This window comes from Streptomyces sp. NPDC058663, assembly GCF_042716745.1.
Classification (GTDB): domain Bacteria; phylum Actinomycetota; class Actinomycetes; order Streptomycetales; family Streptomycetaceae; genus Streptomyces.
Window position 1 is genome coordinate 74,792 of the sequence record NZ_JBHXRV010000035.1, and the last position, 16,800, is coordinate 91,591.

The following is a 16,800-nucleotide window of genomic DNA, read 5'->3' on the forward strand; positions in this document are numbered from 1 at the left end:
CGGTCTCCTGGGTTACCGGTAGTGGATGTTGACGCCGGGCGCGGTGGCGGCGATGTCGTCCGGGTCGAAGGGGACGGGGCACTTGTGGGCGAAGACCTCGCCGAACCACAGGAGCGCCCCGGTGGTCTTCGCGGAGCCGGTGGCGAACATCGACTCCGTTCCGAGCAGTCCGGCGAAGATCTGGGTGCCGTCGGATGCGGTGGCCGCCCCGCCTGCGGTGGAGGTGCCGATGGTGACGCCGGGGGTGGAGCCGCCGGTGAGGGAGGCGCCGGAGGCGGTCATCGCTGCGACGTCCTCGCCGAGGTAGGCGCCGGCGAAGGCGACGCTCATGGCGGTGCCGGGGTGCGGGCCGCCGGTGACGGTGACGTCGCCCGGTGCGATGTTCGACAGGGCTTCCAGTGCGGCCTTCACCTGGGCGGCGGTGGCGTTGTACGGGATTGCCGCGGTGGTCTGCCCGCTGAACGTCAGGGTGTAGGTGCCGCCGGTGGGGGTGCCGGTGACGGTGACGGTCTGCACTTCGGAGGTGGGTCCGGAGTACGGGGCGTACAGCCCGGTGGCGGTGACCTTGCCCAGGGCGAGCCCGGACTTGATGACGTTGCGGGGCTGGAGGAGGTTACCGGCCTCGTAGTGGACTCCGGCGACGAACTTTGCCAGGTCCAGGGTGATGGTGTTCATGTCGTTGGTGCCCACGAGGGAGGCGAGCCAGGGCCTGTCGGCGGTGGCTTCCTCGCTCACGCGCAGGGGCTGGAAGTCGTTCACTGCCCTCTCCTATGCATGCAGGTGACGAACTGCGGTTTCGGCACCTGCTGGTGCGCGTCCACGAGGAGAGAGGGCGTGGTCCCACGGTGTGCGGTGGTGCTGGTCAGGCGTCGGTGCGGATCTTTCCCCGGCGGCGGAGCATTTCCAGGCCGCGTTCTCCGGGCTTGGGCTGGCTGGCGCCCGGGCGCGGGATGCCGGTGGACGGCAGCCCGGTGGGTGCGGGCGGTGCGGCCGCGGGTTCGGCGGGGCGGGCGCCGAAGAGTTCGGGGCGGCGGGCCTTGAGCTGTTCGGCGGCCGCGGCCAGGTCGTCGTCGGTGGCGTCGTTGGCCACCCGCAAGAGCGCGGTGGCGTCGTCCAGGTCGTCACCGACGGCCCCGAGGGACACCAGGACGGCGCGCCGGTTGGCGACGTGCTCGCGGGCCACGGCGCGGGCCTCACGCTCGGCGACCTGCTGCTCGCGGTCCTTGAGTTCCTGGGCGAGGCGTTCCGTCTCGGACAGTTGCGCCTTCGCGGCGGCCTTCTGGTCCTCGATGAACTTGCGGAGCCCGTTGACGTCGTCGAAGCCGAGGTCGGCGGCCAGGCGCTGGTTCCCGTTGCGGCGTCCCGCGTCCTTCTCGACGGTGAGCTTGCTCTCCAGCCATTCCCGGTTCACGATCAGCTCGCCCTCGGTGGTGCCGGGGCGGGGGCTGGCGGGCGGCTTGGGCTTGGGCGTCTCGGCCGCCGGCGCCTCGCCCGCCGGGGGGGCCGGGGTGGGGTCGCCGTTGTAGAAGTACGGGGAGAACAGGCCGGCCGGGTAGGGGCGGGCCCAGGCCGTCTGGGGGGCGGGGCGGTACAGCGCGGGGCGGCGCATGGGGGCAAGTCCTCCCACAGGAGTAGTCGTCGGCCCCGCGCCTGGGATCAAGGTAAGCACACCTGTCACCGCTGCTTCCCCTGGCCGCGTTGTGCAGGCGGTTCCTGCTCCTCCTCGGCGTCGTCGTCCTCGGGGCTCCCGCCTCGGGGCGGGAGGTTCAGGACCGGCGGGTCGGGGGGCGGGTCGGGGGTGAAGTCGATGCCGAGGAAGTCGGCGACGGCTTCGGAGGAGCCGGTCGCGTCGGCCAGGAACCGGGCCTGCTCGAACCGCCGCGACTGGATCCGCTCGATCTCCTGGCCGGCGTCGTCGATGGGGAAGCCGACCTCAGTCAGCAGCCGTACCGCGGTCTCCAGGGACATCACCCCGTCCGTGACGGCACCGCGGACCATCTCCAGGGTGGCCGCCTTGTCGGTGGGCTTGTAGGTGCCCCACACCATCTGGGCCTCGACCACCGGCCCCGTCCAGTCGGGGTGCTGCCCGGCCTTGTACAGGCGCTGGACCATTTTCAGCAGCAGCGCGTACTTGAAGTCGCGGGCCAGGTGCATGGAGTCCATGAGCGGGTCCATCGGCCCGTACGACAGCTGGATGGAGAACCCGGAGGGCGCTTTGGTGGGGTCGAGGGTGCCCAGGGCGACCGCGGGCATCCGGGCGTTCACCGAGAGCCGGTCCTGGAGTTCGGCGGTCTTGTTGCGCAGCTCGGCCAGCATGGGGCTGGTGTCGACGGTCAGGAGGTTGCCGCCCTGGCCCATCTCGATGACCAGGCCGGGCTGCACCTTCATCTTCCGCGGTTCGCTGCCGCGGCGGCTGCCCTTGGCGTCCGGGTTGACCACACCGAGCATCGGGGATCCGGTGGTGGCGGAGGCCTGCGAGGAGTCGGTGTCCGCGCCCTGCAGTTCGTCGAAGAGCTGCATGAGGATTGCGAGGGACGACTCCCCCCAGTGCCCGTCCTCGGGAACACTGTTGGGGATGTGGATCACGGGGATGAAGTCGAGGTGCAGGTCCAGGTGGTCGAGGACCTGCCCGTCCTCACGGGTCATGAACGTGGCGTACCGGTAGTCCAGGGTGTGCACGTCCTGGTTGGCCTTGATGTCGTCCAGGTCCCACTGGGCCTCGGTCAGGTAGCACGTCACCGTGGAGGGTTCGTCGTTCCACGGGTAGGAGCGGCTGATGAGCCCCCGGTCCGGGTCGTAGGTGTCCCCGGGGACCATGAGGGGGCTCTGCCCGTCGGTGTCGAAGGCGGGCACCCGGGCGGGCCGGGGGCCGGTGGTGTCGGACACGGTGACGGTGCCGATAGGCCCCAGCTCGAAGGTGATGCGGTGCAGTTTCCGCTTGTCGCCTGCGACGAGGGGGTCGGCGTCGATTTCCCAGGCGAGGTGGACGCGCTCGGGGTACTCGGAGCTGTCGCCGGCGGTGTCGGGCAGGTCGGGGAAGTAGAACCCGGGGTCGACGACGGCCAGCCGCGGCCGCTTCTTCTGCCCGTCCCAGGCCAGGGTGTACACACCGTCGCCCTCGCGGACGGTCTTGCGTTCGTTCTGCTGCATGCGCAGGGCCAGCTGCTCGTGGCGGGCCCACTCGCGGAGCTGATCCTGCACAGTGGCGGCCCAGGCGGCACCGGGGGCGGGGGCGGTGCCGTCGGCGGGCTCGGCGTCTTCCGCACCGGGGACGGTGATGGTCTGCTCGCGGCCCAGCATGTGCGAGGTGATCGCGGCAACCAGCATGGCGGGGTCGCCGAACTCCCGCCGGGACGTGGCGTCCGTCGCGTCCTGGACGGCGGCCACTTCCCACGCCTGGTTGTGCCCGTAGGCGGCGAACAGGGTGTAGGACGCCAGACGCCGCTGGTCTTCCCTGGGGACCCAGGTGCGCCGGGCTGCGGGGAACGCATCACGGCTGGGCCGGCTGTCCGCCGGGTCGGCGAAGGCGCGCTTGTAGTTCAGCGCACTCCACCGGTCGACGATGATTTGGTACAGGCCCACCAGGCGCCCCTTCCGGAACACGATCAGGCCCCGCGCCTGGGATCAGAGTAGAGGCGCGGGGTGTACGGGTTGCCCTTGCTGTCAGCGCCGCCCGGGCGGGTCGCCGCGCTCGTAGACGTGCATGACGGTGTCGAAGCCGTCGATCTCGGCGAGTTCCGTGAAGCCGTGCACGGCGGAGTCCATGCGGTCGGGCGAGTCCATGCCGGCCATCCACGTGACCATCTGCGACTCGATCTTGGGGAACTGGCCGACGTGGTGGGCCCGCCCCTGCGCGTACAGCTGGGCGATCGGCTCAGCCCGCAGGCGTTTGCCCTGCTTGGCGTTCACCGGGATCACCCTCGGCATGAGCATGCCCTTAGTGAGACCCTTGCGCTCGAGCTCCTGCCACGCCTGCACCAGGACCTGCTCCGTCATGTCGCCGCCGTAGTTCGACTCCACGACGAACGCGTCCGCCCGCCACTCGACGGCCAGCAGACACGCGGTGATGCCCCACTCATCAGCCCCCAGGGACGCGGACTTGTCGTCCAGGAGGAAGTACTCCTCCCGCTCCTCAGGGTGCGCGTGGTGGACGCCCAGCGACTCCACCAGGGCAGCGCCCATCGCGGTGATGCCGACCTCGTCATTGACCGAGGACGCCCCGCCGGCCGGGTCGACCGCGACGACGATCCGCGTCAGGTCGATGCTGCGCAGGACCGCGGTGCTGATGCGGTTGTCGTCGATCCACTCCTGCTTCCACACCCCACCGGACATGGGGCGCGGTTTCTGCTGGAACAGCGACCACCACACGCGTTCCCCGACCGCACGGCGGATCTTCGCCAGGGCGGCGTGCCCGTACCGGCGGGGCCACAGCGGCTCCCCCATCCCCCGGCCCAGCGGGTCGTCCGGAGAGTCCGCGAGGGCGGGCAGGTCCAGGATCGTCCAGTCCTCGGCGTCCTCCCCGGCCAGGACGCGCCCGGCCAGGTCATCCTCGTGCCACCTCGTCTGAATGACCACCACCGACCCGCCCGGCTCGATACGGGTCAGCAGAACGGACGTCCACCAGTCCCACAGGCGCTTGCGCATCGTCGGGGACTGGGCGTCCGCATCGTCCTTGATCGGATCGTCCACCAGGGCGACATGGGCACCCTTGCCGGTCAGACCACCGCCGACACCGGCCGTGACCAGGCCGCCCTCCAGGCGCTCCCCCGTCTCGGGGTCGGCCAGGTCAAAGCGGTTCGCCGCCTTGGACCCTGCGTGCAGGGCGATGCCGAGCTGGGGTCCGTAGGCGACGATCGCGTCGCGGATCCACCGCCCGTGGTCATCGGCGAGGTCCGCCGAGTACGAGGCGATCATCACTCGGTGATCGGGGTGTCGGGACAGGTACCACAAGGGTGCCCACCTAGCGGCGCGCCTGCTCTTGCCGTGCCGCGGGGGCATGGTGATGAGGACCTTGCGGGGGTGGCCGGCGGCGATGTCGCGGAACACCTGGTCGATGAGATCCAGGTGGCGAGCCTGCATCTCCCGGTGGTCGGTGAGGACCGCGGACATGGAGCCCGGAGAGCGCTTCAGGGCGAGGTCGCGTTCGACTCCGGCGAGGACGGTTCGTACCTCGGGGCTGGCCTGGCGGGCGATGCGGCGGCGCTGGGCGCGGTTGAGCTGCCGGTAGGCGGCGACCAGCTCGAGGAGTTCTTCGGCCTCGCGGACAGCGGGACTGTCCTCGCCGAGGTCGAGGTCGACGTCAGGTGTCGTCGCTGTCGTCATGACCCTCCTCGGTGCTGTCGTCCACGGGGTCGGGGTCGGGGTCGCCGGCGGCCTGGATCAGGGAGCGCAATTCGGCGAGGTTCACCGGCCCGAGGGGCACGCCTCCCCCGTCGGGCCCGGACAGTTCCGTCTTGACGGGCATGTCGTAGCCGTTGAGCTTGGCGCGGCGGTCCATGACCTTGAGGACGGTGTCGATGGCCTTGAGGTCGAGGGCCTCGCCGACCACCGTGCCGTCCTTGTCGAGGATGGGGCTCGGGGCGGTAGCGACGGGCCAGGCCGCTTGGATGAGGGCATCCAGGCGCTCGTTCTCCTCCTGCCGGTACACCGCGACTGCGGCTGCCTGGTCCTTATGGCGCTCCTCCAGGGCGCGGATGAGGTCCTTGGAGGCGCTGGTGCGGGAGGAGTAGCCGAGGGAGAGGATGCGCTCGTCCTCGAAGGGGATGCCGGCGCGGCGGAGGCGGACCAGGGCGGCCCGGCGGGTGGCGACTTCGGCTTGTTTGGCTTTGGAGGCGGTCATGGCGGTCGGGGCTCCCGCAGGTGGATGGGAGGTACTGGCAGGCCCCGCGCCCAGTCTGATGATCCCCTATCTGGTGATTGTGCTTCCCCGGCCGCGGCTGGGGGTGCCATCCTGCGCCGCATGAGACGAGTGCGTGCAGGGGTGGGGGCCGTGGTGTGGGCGGCCGTGGTGGTGCTGGTGGCGGGGTGCGGGAGCGGGGAGCCTGCGGCGGAGGGGAAGGCTTCGCCGGACCCGGTGGTGTCGGAGACCTCTCCCCCGGCGGTCGAGGCGGAGCCGGAGGAGCCGTACTACCCGCCCACGAAGGAGGGCGACTTCGACAAGCTGGCCGATCAGAAGGGGTGGGCGGTCGCCTCGCTGTACGAGACTGCGTCGGCGTATGTGGCGGACATCTGCGAGTCGATGACATCGCAGCATGGGCACGGCACGGAGCCGGGCGGGTGGCTCGCGGAGCGGGTGGAGGGCGATGAGCCGGCGGTCTTGCGGGCGGGGATGCCGAAGCTGTGCCCGAAGTGGTCGAAGGTCGCGTTGCGGGCGCTGGACGGGGACTACGTGTGGACGTATCCCGATGCCACGTACGTGGTGAAGGCGAAGCCGAAGCGGCCGGACCAGTTCTCGGACGAGCAGCAGGAGATCGGGCCGGGTACGTACCGGGTGAAGGGTGACCTGGCGGACTGCTACTGGGAGCGCACCAGCCGTGGCGGGGAGATCCTCGACAACCACTTCGCGACGTCCGGGCAGGAGATCACGGTGAAGATTCGTGCGGGCGACGGGCAGTTCACGTCGCGGGACTGCGGGACGTGGAAGCCGGTGAAGTAGCCGGGGCCGGAACGTGCAAGGGCCCCACAGCCTGGGGGGGTGGCTGTGGGGCCTTCTTGCGCCCGGCGGCGGGGGGATGCCGCCGGGTTGGGACCGCCGGTCGCCACCCTGCGTGGGAAGGGGGTGCGGCGGAAGTCGGTGCACGGCCACAGGAGCAACATGCGGGCGCGGGGACACTCGAGATGCTCTAGAACCCTTCGTGGCCGTGCGGTTCTAAGAGTGGCGCATGAGCCCTGGGTTTGTCCCGGGCGCTTCCCCCCGGGCTGGCTTACCCGCCCGCTCCGAGCCGATGCGGCAGACTTTCGGCTTCCTCCGCTGCCACCAGCACGTCGCATTCCTGGCTGTCGTCCTCCCCGCCCACGATCCCCCGCGCCTGCAGTTCGCCGAGCAGTTCTCCGGCGGTGTCCCAGCCGATGCGGAGCTTGCGGTGCAGCATCTGCTGGGAGGCGTACTGGGTGTCCACGACCATGCGGGCTGCCTCGAGAAGCAGGTCGTCGGTCTCCGCATCGGTTCCGGCCGGGGTGGGCGCGGTGTTGTCGTCGGCCGGGTCGGTGTCTGCTGGTGCGGGGCCGAGTCCGTAGTAGCCGCGGTCGTCCCTGGCGTTGCCGGTGTTCCGGCGGTGGATCTCTCCCGCCCGCACGAGCGCCGACAGGGTGTTGTTCAGGGTGGCTTCGGACTTCAGGCCGGCCAGGTTGTAGATGTCGGTCTTGTGCTTGTAGATGACCTCGAGGCCGAGGGGGTCGGCGGACTCCTCCAGCACTGCGAGGATCTTCTGTTCGGCCGTGGGGGCTTTCGCGGGTCCTGCGGGCTGGCTGGGGAGGCCCAGCACGGAAGCCGTGTCGTCGCCGTCGCCGAGGATTGACCTGGTGGCGATCTCGTGGCGGTTGTCCCAGTCGGGCCAGTCCGCCGGGTACTGGACGGCGTCGGGGTCGATGTACGGGGCGGCGGACTCGAGGACGAAGGTGCGCATCATCTCCGCCGCGCCGCCGGGGCCCAGGGTGAAGCCGAGCCCGTAGGTGGAGCGCGGGTCCTCGAGCTGGATTTTCTCGTCATAGACGAGGGGGCGGTCAACGTCCCAGGAGGCGGGGATGGTGCCGGGGTCGACGCCGTCGAATCCGGTGGTGGCGAGGTGCTGCTGGTCGGAGTCGGTGCGGAGCATGACCAGGGAGCCGCCCTGGATGACGTTGGTGCGCAGGGTGGTGGATCCGCCGAGCTTGTCGGCGTTCACGGCCTGGTTGACGACGCACAGGATGATCCCGAGGGAGCGGGCCTTCGCGGCGAGGGCCTCCAGGATGATCCCGGCTTCTTTCTTGTGCTCCTCCAGCTCGGACAGCGGGACGTGGGCCTCGTCGAGGATGACGCGGACGTAGGGGCGGTCGGGGGTGGCGACGAAGTTCTTCATCTTGAGGCGGGCGGACTCCGCGATGCGCCACTGCAGCAGGGCGTAGGCGACGCGCAGCCCTTGGATGGAGCCCTCTTCGCCGAGGGCGGAGTAGGCGGCCATGTCCTCGACGTCGGGGTTGGAGGAGCCCTTGGGGTCGATGTAGATGATGGCGTACCCGTTGACGTGGTCGGCGAGGGCGATGATCTGGACGAGGCCGCCCTTGCCGGAGCCGGTGACGCCGGCGATGAAGACGTGCTTCGCGCCGAGCTTGGGGTCGACGAACTGGATGCGGGCGGGCCAGCCGCTGACGTGCCGTCCGATCTGTACGTAGCCACCGTCGGAGGCCTTCAGGACGTGGGTGCCTGGGAACGGGGTGCCCTCTTCGAGGGGGTTGTGCTTCATGAGGCGGATGCTGCCGCGCCGCGGGTTGCCGGGGACGGGGGTGTAGGAGCAGAGCAGGGTGGTGGTGCGCAGGGCACCGGCGAGGTCGTCCTGGCTGGGGGTGACGAGGCGGGCCTGGTCCTCGTCGGCGACGACGACGGCGACTTCACCGCCGGTGGCCGGGTCGTGCTGCACCTCTTCGAGGTGGGAGCCGCGCATGACGGAGGGGCTGACGTACTTGCGCCAGGCCCCTTCGAGGGTGGAGGCGTCGAGCTCGGTCGGTGCCACAAGGCTCACGGTGAGGTGCTTCTCCCCCTCGTGGGCGCCGGGCGTGAGGGAGATCCAGGAGGCGGGGCGCTGATAGACGGAGGACACGTTGGCCTTGGTGACGGTGACGGAGGCCCCGAGGGGGGCGGTGACGGTGCCGGTCCAGCGAGTGGGACTGAACGTGTGGACGGTGAGCTCCTGGCCGCGATGGGTGCCGTGGGTGGGGTGGGAGATGTGCTGCGCCCACGTCCGCAGGATGTCCTCCGCGTCGGTCGGCAGGGCCGTGAGGGCGGGTACAGGGTCGTGTGCAGTCGGGCGGTAGGCGCGCTTGCGGCCCAGGACGGTGCGGAGCTTGAACGGAACCAGACCGACGGCGACCCACCAGCCGAGGGAGACGATGCCGGGGATGGAGGGCAGGGTGAGGACGCCCGCGAGGAGGGCGTCGGCGCCCTGGGGGCCCATGAGGGTGCCGACGCCGAGGGACATGCCGGTGGTGAGGGCGCTGATGAACAGTGGGGTGCGGTGGGCGGTGACGATGTCGCCGCCAGGCATGTGGGCGAGGACGCTGTCGGGGAGGCGGCCGAGGTAGTTCGCGGCCATGAATCCGGCACCGGCCCCGTAGGCGAGGGTGGCGGTGAAGGCGGCGCCGCCGTCGAGGAGGGGGGCGAGCACGCCGGTGGCGACGGGTGCGGCGGCGGTGGCGAGCGCGATGGCGCGTTCGGTGGACGCGGCCCGGACGGTGAGGGGCGTGCTCATGGACGGTGTCTCCTGTTGTGGGGCGTAGGACGGTCTGGGCTATGTGGGGGTGGAGTCAGCTCTGTCGGAACCACTCGCGGTTGACGTTTGACAGGTCGACGGGGGACCGCTGGTAGGCCGCCTGGATGCCGCCGTGCGTGGTCTGCGCCTGGTCGTGGGAGGCCTGGGCCGCCTTCGCGGTGGTATCTCCGGCGCTGGCGTAGTCGATGGCCGCCTCGGAGACGCCAGCCATCAGCTTCGCGAGGTGATGGGTCTCGGACCGGGTCTCCTGGTCGACGCCCATGCTGGCGATCTGCTCCGCCACCCGGCGGGTGTCCTGGGCGGCGGCGTCGATCGCTTGGGCTTCGGCGCGGATCGCGTCGGCGCCCTTCGTGGCGTTCTTCGCGAGCTGGGTGACTTCCCGCTTGAGCTCGGAGAAGGTGATGGCGGCCATGGTCAGTTCCCTTCGTAGAAGGCAAGTTCGGCGGGGGCGGTTACGTCGGAGTCGACGACGGCCTTGTAGACGCCGCTGTACCGGACGGACACGTTGTGCAGAACCACGCGGCACGCCTCTGCGGCGCGCAGAGCGCGGGCGTGCTTCTCCTGCGCCTTGGCGGCCTGCGCCTTGGCCTTCTCCTCCGTCCTGGTGAGGGAGCCAATGAGCCTGTCGCCGCCCTCCACGGACTTGGACTTCTCCAGCACCCGGGTGACGCTCGCCGCCTGCTGCTTGGCGTGCTCGTGCAGGCCTTTGGTGCGTTCAGCTCGCTTCGTCATCTCGGTGGCCCGCTCGGTGAGGCGCCGCTCGTACGTCTTCAGTGAGCGGACTTCGCCACGGGTGAAGGTGGTGCCGGCCTCGTCGCCCAGGTGGACGTGGGTGGCGGTCACCGACTTCACCGGGAAGGGCTGCGGCTCGTGGTAGTCGGCGCTGCTCTTACCGGCCATCTGCTGTGTCCTGTCCTGTCGTGCCGGGTGGTGCTTGGCGTGGGCGGCGTCGAGGTGTTCCTGGTGCTGCTTGTCGGTGTGGCGCTGGTCGCTCCAGCCGTCCTTCACACCGGCTTGGTAGGCGCCGACGTGGCCGATCACCTTGGCGGCGCGGGTGCCGTCGCGGTATCCGGCCTCGCGGGAGCTCTGGGTGGGCGGACGGCGGGCGGGTGGGGGTGCTGCGGGGGTGTTCTCCGCGGCGGGCGGGGTCTTGGCGGGGGGTGTGGCGGGCTTGGGTGGTGCGCTGCTGTCGTCTTTGCCGGGCTTGGGGGTGTCGCGCTTGGCCGGGTCCGGCTTCTTGGTGTTCGTGCTGGGGCGCGGGCCCTTGTCACCCTTGGTCTTGGTGCCGGAGGTGCCGGTTGGGGGGTTGTCCCGGGCGGGCTTGGGGGTGGCGGCCGGTTTCGGGGCCGCGTCGGGCTTGGGCGCGGGGGCCTTGGCCTTCACGTCGTCCCGGGCGTCCTTCTTCACCTGGTCGCGGGCGGGCTTCTGCGCCTGATCGGGGGCGGGCTTCTCCGGCTTCGGCGTCGGAGCAGGCTTCTTCCCATCGCTCTCCGCGTCGCCCTTGCGGTTGGCGGGGGCGGGATTGGGCGTCTTGTCCTTCGCGCCCGGGCGGCCGTGTTTGCCCGAGTCAGCTGCAGGGGCCGGGGCGGGGGTCCTTCCTCCGGTCTTGTCCGGGGCGGGCCGGCGGTCCGTACGGTCCTTGCCCGTACTGGTCTCCCGGGCGGACGGCTTGCGGTCCTTCGGCGCCGGCCCGCCTCCCCCTCCGCGGGCTCCGGGGCCTCCCGAGCTGCCGTTCTGCGCACCGCCCTTGCGGCCGGAAGGGCCGTGCGCGGAACCGTTGGACCGGTTGTCCGCCGCCCCCTTCGAAAGCTGCTGACCTTTCCCCCCACCAACACCTTTGTCCTTTTCCGATTTCCTATCCACTCCCCCGCCGCCCGCATTCCGCCCGCCTGAATTCCCGGCAGCCGGTCCACCCACGGACCGGTTCACGGTTTCCGTACGGGTCGTTTTCACCTGACGTGCCTGCGCCTTTGCTTTCTGCGTATCGAGGCGCTTGTTCGCGGTGCCCCCACCTTTTGCCCAGCGCTGCGCACCGGCCAGGAGCCATGCCCGGAGCACGCTGCGCTCCTGCCGTGTCGCCGTGGCGGTCTTGCCTTCCGTGGCCGTCTGGTCGTCGCCGTGGAAGGAGGCGCTGGAGGCCCCCGGAACGGCTGTGTGCCCGGTCTCCGGGGCGGTGTCGGCAGCGTGGGGGGAAGCGGGGTCCGTGAGGGGGCGGGCGGGGGCCACCGGGGCGAGCACCGAGGCCAGCCAGCCCTGCGGTGCGGGCCCCGTGGGGGCGGCCGCCTGGGGCGGGGTGGTCGGGTCGGGAACAGCTGCGGGTGCGGTGTCGGCCGCCATCTCATTCTCCACTTCGGTAGCTCCTACTTACTTCCTCCTTCGCCCTGAAACCCCCGGCCAGAGGCCCCCGGGGAGGGGGTTGGGGGCGTTCTCTGGCCGGGAGATCAGTAAGGAGGAACTAGGTGGCGTCGCTCCGCTTGAAACGGCTTCCGGCGGCCGCGAGACCCAGCAGGAGGACCCCGATCCCGACGAATGCACCGGTGTTGACGCCCTCGTCGGAGCCCTTGAGCGGGTTGCTGGAGGCGGCGTTGGCCATGGAGTCGCTGGCCACGGAGGGGGTGCTGGAGTACTGGTCCTGGCAGCTGCGGACCACGGTCTGCAGGGCGAACCCGTCGCTCTTGCGGACCAGGTCGTCGCCGTTCTTCACGCAGGTGTCGATGGCGGCCTGCCGGGACTGGTCCGCGGTGAGGGCGACCTTGCGGTTGGCTTCTGCGGCCCGGTTCATTTCCTTGAGTTTCGCGAGCTCCAACGCCTGGGTCTGGAGGGCGATTTCCTGCGCTTTTGCCTCGCTGGCGGCTTCGTTTGCCGAGTGCGCCTGGAATCCGATGACAACACCGCTGGCGAGGACTGCGGCACTCATTCCGATGGCGATTTTCCCGCGCCCGGTCAGCCCTGCTTTGGGGGGTGCGGTGGGGGTTCCGTAGGGGCTGTAGGGGCTGGAGTCGGGGGTTTCCATGGTGATTCCTTGCGTGATTTTGTCGAATTCGGCGTCGTAGGGGGTCATGTCATTCACCGTTCTTCCGGGCGGCGGTGGCGGAGTCGTGGAGGAGGCGTTCGACGGCCTGGAAGGGGCGGCCGGGGAGGTCGTTCCAGGCGAAGAAGGGCAGGTGGACGCCGTGTTCGTGGAGGGTCTGCTGCATGTAGTCGATGGCCCGGTCCCGGTCGGTGGGGGTGACGTGGCCGGTGGTCTGGAGGAAGGACTGGGCGCCGCGGATGCACATGCGGCCCGTCGGGCTGAAGTCGAGGGACTGGGTCCACCCGTAGTGGCAGAGGACCTGGTGGACCTGGAGGAGGTGGGCGGACGGCTTGAGGGGGGTGGGGTCCTGCCACATGCCGAGGTGGACGAGGGTGCGGCGCACCGGCGTGGGGAGCAGCCGGTGCGCCAGAGAGGGGTAGGCCGGCGCCCCGAGCACGGGCGCCGGGGCGGTGGGGGTGGGGCGGGGCATCGGCGCGCGCGGCCGGGTGCGGGGCGGGGTGGTGGTGCGGGGGGCAGGTGCGGTGTGGTCGCGGGTGTCGGTGCCCATGGCTTCCTCCTTCTGTTTCCGCTGGTCAGTGGGCTATTGGGGGGTCAGTCGCGGGTGAGGCGGGTGTGCGTGGAACGGTCGTCGGCGGTCGTCTCGAGTTCGGTGAAGAGGAAGTTGATGTCGAGGTGGACGTGAGTGCTGCGGGAGGCCTGCGTCCGGTCGTACGCGTTGATGCCGGGGTAGGCGGCCTTCATGGAGGACTCGAGGCGGTCGAGCGCTGCTTCGAGGACGTCCTTGGCTTCGGCGGCGGTGGAAGCGGTCCAGGTGGTGGAGCGGGTCATGGCGGGTCTCCTTTGGGTTCGGGTCAGGCGGTTCGGGAGTCCGACTTCGACTTCCAGTCGTGGTAGAGGTCCTGGGCGGTCTTGAGTCGGTCGTAGGCGGTGGTCTGGGTGAGGTCGAAGTCGTCCATCACTTCGGCAAGGGAGACGGCCTTGGGGTCGTCTGCTTCGACGAGGCGGGCGAGGACGGCTTCGACTTCGGCCTGGCGCTTGCCGCGCTGCTGGCCAATCGGGCGGGCCGAACCGGAACCGGAAGCCGAAGTGCTGGCCGCTTCAGGGGTGCCGGTGTCCGAAGTGGAAGCCGAAGCGGCCTGGGCGGTGATGCGCTGGGCGCGGGTGCGGGCCTGCTCTTCCCGGCGGTTCTGGGCTTCGAGTGCGGCTGCTTCGCGGGCCTGCCGGGCGGTTTCGTACTTGAGGCGTTCGGCTTCCGCGAGGCGTGCCTGCCGGTTCCGTTCGGCTTCGGCTTCGGCCTGCTGCTCCCGGCGGGCGATCTCGGCGAGCTTTGCTTCGGTTTCCGCGGCGAGGATGCGGGCGGCTTCGGCTTCGGCGGTCCGCTTTGCTTCGAGTTCGAGGTGTGCTTCGGCTTCGGCCTGGGCGGCGCGGGTGGCTTCGGTTCGGCGGATGCGTTCGGCTTCGGCTGCGCGGATTTCGGCCTGGTGGCGTGCTTCGGCTTCGGCTTCCTGCTTCGCCTGTGCTTCGGCCTGGCGGTTCGCTTCGTCTTCGGCGAGCTTGCGGGCTTCGGCGTGGGGGAGGTCGATGGCTTCCTGGATGGACATGCCGTCCTTGGCGAGGCGCAGCACGAGGAGCTGGTCGGCTGACGCCTTCCGCCTCCAGCCGCGGCCGTACGTCTTGCGGAGGGTGGCCCGGTAGATACGGGTCTCCTGCTCGAGCTTGAGGACGGTCTCCCAGGAGCGGATAGCCCACATGCGCTGACGGCGCCAGAGGGTGAAGGTGCCGAGCGGGTTGAGGAACCAGCGGGAGACGGGCGGGGACTCGATGTGTTTGTCGGCGGTGATGTCGGCGATGCGGCCGATGGCGTGGCGGGCGGCTTCGACGGCGATGACGAAGAGGACGGGGATGACGGAGTGCATGCCGACGCCGAGGGGGTCGGGCCAGGCGGTGGCGGCGTTGAAGGCGATGGTGGCGAGGGTGAGTCCCCAGGCGCTGTAGCGCAGGAGGGGGAAGCCGATGCGCCGCCAGGTGAGGAGGAGGTCGAGGGCGAGGAAGGCGATGATGCCGGCGTCGACGGCGATGGGGAATGCGTGGGCGAAGGCGCCGAACTGCTTTTCCTTGGCGAGCTGGGTGACGGCGGCGTAGGAGCCGATGAAGCCGAGCGTCGCGATGACGAGGACGGCGGAGACGACGACGCTGATGAGGATCTTCTGGGTGCGGGTGAGGGGTTCCTGTACGGCGTGGGGGGTGGTCCCCGGCGTAAGGGGCTGCCAGCCGGTGATGACAGTGGGGCGGGCGGGCCGGTCGCCGGGCGCCGGGATGGTGGTCATGGTCGCCGGGGTCCTTTCGGTGCGGGGGTGGTCAGGCGGTGGGCTTGGGCATGGCTCGGCAGGTGGAGGCGTGTTCGTTGGCGTTGTCGCGGGCGCCCTCCGGAGAGGTGTAGCTGTCGTGGTCGTAGTGGCATCCGAGGCAGTGGACGGGATAGACCGTCCACGTGCCGGTGGGGTTCGTCGTGTCCCAGAACGTGGTGCGCTGCTCCTCGGTGACCTGGACGACGGCGCCGCCGTGGGTGAGGAACCGCATGAGGGCGGTGGGGGCGGGTGCGGTGTCTGCCGTTGTGGTCTCGGTGCTCATGGGGGTCTCCAGGTGGTGCGCGGTGTGCCGGAAGATGCGGTCGATCAGGCTGTTCATGGCGGTCGGTCCTTCCGGGTCAGGTGCTGTTGCGGGTGGGCGGGGTGAGGGTGATGCCGGTGGGGAGGCTGCCCGCGCCGAGCTGGTAGGCGAGTTCGGCGATGGCTTCGGCGTGGGCGCCGAGGGCGGTTGCGGTGGCGAGCTGGGCGTAGACGGCGGCGGTGGTGATCTCGTTGGTGGTGGGGGTGGTGTGGTCGAGACGTTCGGTGGCGAGGGCGGCGTACTCGGCGATGCGGGCGGTGGGGTCTTCCATGTGCGTGGTCTTTCTGGTGCGCGGTTCAGTGGGTGAGGGTGGCGATGGCGGTGCGGGCGCGCTCGAGGTACTCGAGTCCGCGGCCGGTCGAGACGGCGGTGCGGGTGGTGGGCGTGGGGGTGGTGGCGTTGTGGGAGAAGTCGGTGAGTGCCTGGTGCCAGTCGCCGTCGAGGACGTGGTGGCCGTAGTCGCCGGTGATCTGGAGGGCGGCGGAGAGGGCGTCGGCTTCGGAGGTGGGGGTGTAGGCGGTGGCGGGGCTGGTCATGGCGGGTGCCTCCGGTCGGGTGTGGGTCAGGAGGTGAGGCGGGTGGCGGCGCGGATGATGTCAGCGTGGTCGAAGGCGAGCGGCGGCAGGCTGTCGAGCGGCCACCAGTCGGCGGTCCGGGCGTCGTCGCCGGCGGTGAGCACGGTGTTGTTGGAGACGTGGGCGAGGTAGGCGACGGCGACGTAGCGGCCGCGGGGGTCACGGTTCGGGTCGTCGAAGACGCCGATCTGCTGGAGCCCGTCGGGGTCGATCTGGACGCCGATCTCCTCGAAAAGTTCGCGGGCCGCGGCCTGTCGGCTGGTCTCGCCGTCGTCGACGTGCCCCCCGGGGAGGGCGTGGTGGCCCGCGAAGGGGTCCCAGCCGCGTTCGATGAGGGCAACGCGGCCGTCGTGGGTGATAGCGACGACGTCGGCGGCGTAGCGGATGGCGAGGAGCTTCTCGGTGTAGGTCATGGGGTGCGGTCCTTTCGGTCAGGTGTAAGCGGGGCCGTCGAACTGCTCGACGTAGAGGCGGATTCCGGGGTGCTCGGCCAGGACGTTGAGGGCGTCCTGGACGACGGAGTTCAGGGAGCCGGGCCCGCCGTTGGTGCCGAAGGACAGGAGCTCGCGGGTGGCGGCGTTGTAGATGCGGTAGTGGAGGTTGTCGGGCGAGGTGGGGGTGCGGTCCGGGAGGGGCTGGCCCTGCCAGGTGTCCGTGCGGCGGGTCCGGCGGGTGGGCGCGGCGGGTACGGGCTCGGGCTGCGCGTGGCGGGTCATCCAGGTCGGCAGTGCCACGGGGTACTCCTGGTTCTCGGGGTGATGGCCGGCGCGGTGGGCGCCGACCAGGGCGGGAGGGGTCAGCGGTTGTGGTCGGGGGTGTTCTCGACGAGGACGTAGAGCCCGACGGCGGCCTTGAAGCGGGTGTCGAGGTCGGGGTCCCCGCCGTTCTGGTCGGCGGCCTGCTTCTGGTCGTAGAGGTCGGAGGCGGCGGCGTAGGCGGTTTCCAGGGCGGATTCCTTGCTGGGCATGAGGTCTCCTAGGGGTGTGCGGGTGGTGGGGGTCCGGACGTGAGTCGCGTCGCAGGCCGGAACCCGGTACGGGCAAGGGCAGGTGGTGAG

At 70.5% G+C, this 16,800-nt stretch carries 19 protein-coding genes; 1 reads left to right on the plus strand and 18 read right to left on the minus strand.

Annotated features, from left to right (window positions below; all coding sequences use genetic code 11):
• Positions 1 to 12: 12 nt before the first annotated feature.
• The 5 genes from ACFWVV_RS24915 to ACFWVV_RS24935 all read right to left on the minus strand — a co-directional run bounded on the left by ACFWVV_RS24915 (position 13) and on the right by ACFWVV_RS24935 (position 5,839).
• Positions 13 to 759 carry a hypothetical protein gene (locus ACFWVV_RS24915; RefSeq protein ID WP_384354476.1) on the minus strand — a complete coding sequence of 249 codons (747 nt, stop codon included), beginning with the start codon at positions 757 to 759 and terminating at the stop codon, positions 13 to 15.
• A 103-nt stretch (positions 760 to 862) separates the two neighbouring features.
• Positions 863 to 1,609, minus strand: a complete 747-nt coding sequence (locus ACFWVV_RS24920; protein ID WP_384354474.1) for a hypothetical protein — start codon at positions 1,607 to 1,609, stop codon at positions 863 to 865.
• A gap of 65 nt (positions 1,610 to 1,674) precedes the next feature.
• Entirely contained in the window at positions 1,675 to 3,582 is a 1,908-nt protein-coding gene (locus tag ACFWVV_RS24925; protein ID WP_384354472.1) for a hypothetical protein, read from the minus strand.
• A gap of 81 nt (positions 3,583 to 3,663) precedes the next feature.
• Positions 3,664 to 5,322, minus strand: a complete 1,659-nt coding sequence (locus tag ACFWVV_RS24930; protein WP_384354471.1) for a terminase large subunit domain-containing protein — start codon at positions 5,320 to 5,322, stop codon at positions 3,664 to 3,666.
• Positions 5,300 to 5,839, minus strand: a complete 540-nt coding sequence (locus ACFWVV_RS24935; protein WP_384354469.1) for a hypothetical protein — start codon at positions 5,837 to 5,839, stop codon at positions 5,300 to 5,302. Before ACFWVV_RS24935 ends, ACFWVV_RS24930 begins: the two co-directional genes overlap by 23 nt.
• Before the next feature lie 120 nt (positions 5,840 to 5,959).
• Here ACFWVV_RS24935 and ACFWVV_RS24940 point away from each other — a divergent pair, with 120 nt between their 5' ends.
• On the plus strand, positions 5,960 to 6,655 hold the full coding sequence (locus ACFWVV_RS24940; protein WP_384354467.1) for a hypothetical protein: 696 nt from the start codon (positions 5,960 to 5,962) through the stop codon (positions 6,653 to 6,655).
• Positions 6,656 to 6,923: 268 nt separating this feature from the next.
• Here ACFWVV_RS24940 and ACFWVV_RS24945 read toward each other — a convergent pair whose 3' ends face one another.
• From ACFWVV_RS24945 to ACFWVV_RS25005, 13 genes are all read right to left on the minus strand, one after another.
• Entirely contained in the window at positions 6,924 to 9,443 is a 2,520-nt protein-coding gene (locus ACFWVV_RS24945; RefSeq protein WP_384354465.1) for a DNA translocase FtsK, read from the minus strand.
• Between the two features lie 55 nt (positions 9,444 to 9,498).
• Positions 9,499 to 9,876 carry a hypothetical protein gene (locus ACFWVV_RS24950; protein ID WP_384354463.1) on the minus strand — a complete coding sequence of 126 codons (378 nt, stop codon included), beginning with the start codon at positions 9,874 to 9,876 and terminating at the stop codon, positions 9,499 to 9,501.
• Positions 9,877 to 9,878: 2 nt separating this feature from the next.
• A complete protein-coding gene (locus ACFWVV_RS24955) occupies positions 9,879 to 11,813 on the minus strand; it encodes a hypothetical protein (protein WP_384422794.1) in 1,935 nt (644 codons plus the stop codon).
• 106 nt (positions 11,814 to 11,919) lie between these two features.
• The gene (locus tag ACFWVV_RS24960) at positions 11,920 to 12,525 is read right to left on the minus strand and encodes a hypothetical protein (protein WP_384354711.1); all 606 of its coding nucleotides are present in this window, start codon (positions 12,523 to 12,525) and stop codon (positions 11,920 to 11,922) included.
• Between the two features lies 1 nt (position 12,526).
• Positions 12,527 to 13,045, minus strand: a complete 519-nt coding sequence (locus ACFWVV_RS24965) for a hypothetical protein (protein WP_384354709.1) — start codon at positions 13,043 to 13,045, stop codon at positions 12,527 to 12,529.
• Positions 13,046 to 13,089: 44 nt separating this feature from the next.
• The gene (locus ACFWVV_RS24970; protein ID WP_384354707.1) at positions 13,090 to 13,326 is read right to left on the minus strand and encodes a hypothetical protein; all 237 of its coding nucleotides are present in this window, start codon (positions 13,324 to 13,326) and stop codon (positions 13,090 to 13,092) included.
• A 23-nt stretch (positions 13,327 to 13,349) separates the two neighbouring features.
• Positions 13,350 to 14,825: a DUF2637 domain-containing protein gene (locus ACFWVV_RS24975; RefSeq protein ID WP_384354705.1), complete on the minus strand. Its 1,476-nt coding sequence runs from the start codon at positions 14,823 to 14,825 to the stop codon at positions 13,350 to 13,352.
• Between the two features lie 31 nt (positions 14,826 to 14,856).
• A complete protein-coding gene (locus ACFWVV_RS24980) occupies positions 14,857 to 15,186 on the minus strand; it encodes a hypothetical protein (RefSeq protein ID WP_384354703.1) in 330 nt (109 codons plus the stop codon).
• Between the two features lie 19 nt (positions 15,187 to 15,205).
• On the minus strand, positions 15,206 to 15,439 hold the full coding sequence (locus ACFWVV_RS24985) for a hypothetical protein (RefSeq protein WP_384354701.1): 234 nt from the start codon (positions 15,437 to 15,439) through the stop codon (positions 15,206 to 15,208).
• A gap of 25 nt (positions 15,440 to 15,464) precedes the next feature.
• Complete coding sequence (locus ACFWVV_RS24990) at positions 15,465 to 15,704, minus strand: hypothetical protein (protein WP_384354699.1); 240 nt, start codon at positions 15,702 to 15,704, stop codon at positions 15,465 to 15,467.
• A 26-nt stretch (positions 15,705 to 15,730) separates the two neighbouring features.
• Positions 15,731 to 16,156: an NUDIX domain-containing protein gene (locus tag ACFWVV_RS24995; protein WP_384354697.1), complete on the minus strand. Its 426-nt coding sequence runs from the start codon at positions 16,154 to 16,156 to the stop codon at positions 15,731 to 15,733.
• 18 nt (positions 16,157 to 16,174) lie between these two features.
• Positions 16,175 to 16,477, minus strand: a complete 303-nt coding sequence (locus ACFWVV_RS25000; protein ID WP_384354695.1) for a hypothetical protein — start codon at positions 16,475 to 16,477, stop codon at positions 16,175 to 16,177.
• Between the two features lie 62 nt (positions 16,478 to 16,539).
• Positions 16,540 to 16,710, minus strand: coding sequence for a hypothetical protein (locus ACFWVV_RS25005; RefSeq protein WP_384354693.1), 171 nt, complete (start codon positions 16,708 to 16,710; stop codon positions 16,540 to 16,542).
• Positions 16,711 to 16,800: the final 90 nt, after the last annotated feature.

Bases quoted from the DNA above. Each gene is read 5' to 3' on its own strand.
- ACFWVV_RS24920 (WP_384354474.1), bottom strand. From the start codon at position 1,609: ATGCGCCGCCCCGCGCTGTACCGCCCCGCCCCCCAGACGGCCTGGGCC.
- ACFWVV_RS24930 (WP_384354471.1), bottom strand. From the start codon at position 5,322: ATGACGACAGCGACGACACCTGACGTCGACCTCGACCTCGGCGAGGAC.
- ACFWVV_RS24935 (WP_384354469.1), bottom strand. From the start codon at position 5,839: ATGACCGCCTCCAAAGCCAAACAAGCCGAAGTCGCCACCCGCCGGGCC.
- ACFWVV_RS24940 (WP_384354467.1), top strand. From the start codon at position 5,960: ATGAGACGAGTGCGTGCAGGGGTGGGGGCCGTGGTGTGGGCGGCCGTG.
- ACFWVV_RS24945 (WP_384354465.1), bottom strand. From the start codon at position 9,443: ATGAGCACGCCCCTCACCGTCCGGGCCGCGTCCACCGAACGCGCCATC.
- ACFWVV_RS24950 (WP_384354463.1), bottom strand. From the start codon at position 9,876: ATGGCCGCCATCACCTTCTCCGAGCTCAAGCGGGAAGTCACCCAGCTC.
- ACFWVV_RS24960 (WP_384354711.1), bottom strand. From the start codon at position 12,525: ATGACCCCCTACGACGCCGAATTCGACAAAATCACGCAAGGAATCACC.
- ACFWVV_RS24965 (WP_384354709.1), bottom strand. From the start codon at position 13,045: ATGGGCACCGACACCCGCGACCACACCGCACCTGCCCCCCGCACCACC.
- ACFWVV_RS24970 (WP_384354707.1), bottom strand. From the start codon at position 13,326: ATGACCCGCTCCACCACCTGGACCGCTTCCACCGCCGCCGAAGCCAAG.
- ACFWVV_RS24975 (WP_384354705.1), bottom strand. From the start codon at position 14,825: ATGACCACCATCCCGGCGCCCGGCGACCGGCCCGCCCGCCCCACTGTC.
- ACFWVV_RS24980 (WP_384354703.1), bottom strand. From the start codon at position 15,186: ATGAACAGCCTGATCGACCGCATCTTCCGGCACACCGCGCACCACCTG.
- ACFWVV_RS24985 (WP_384354701.1), bottom strand. From the start codon at position 15,439: ATGGAAGACCCCACCGCCCGCATCGCCGAGTACGCCGCCCTCGCCACC.
- ACFWVV_RS24990 (WP_384354699.1), bottom strand. From the start codon at position 15,704: ATGACCAGCCCCGCCACCGCCTACACCCCCACCTCCGAAGCCGACGCC.
- ACFWVV_RS24995 (WP_384354697.1), bottom strand. From the start codon at position 16,156: ATGACCTACACCGAGAAGCTCCTCGCCATCCGCTACGCCGCCGACGTC.
- ACFWVV_RS25005 (WP_384354693.1), bottom strand. From the start codon at position 16,710: ATGCCCAGCAAGGAATCCGCCCTGGAAACCGCCTACGCCGCCGCCTCC.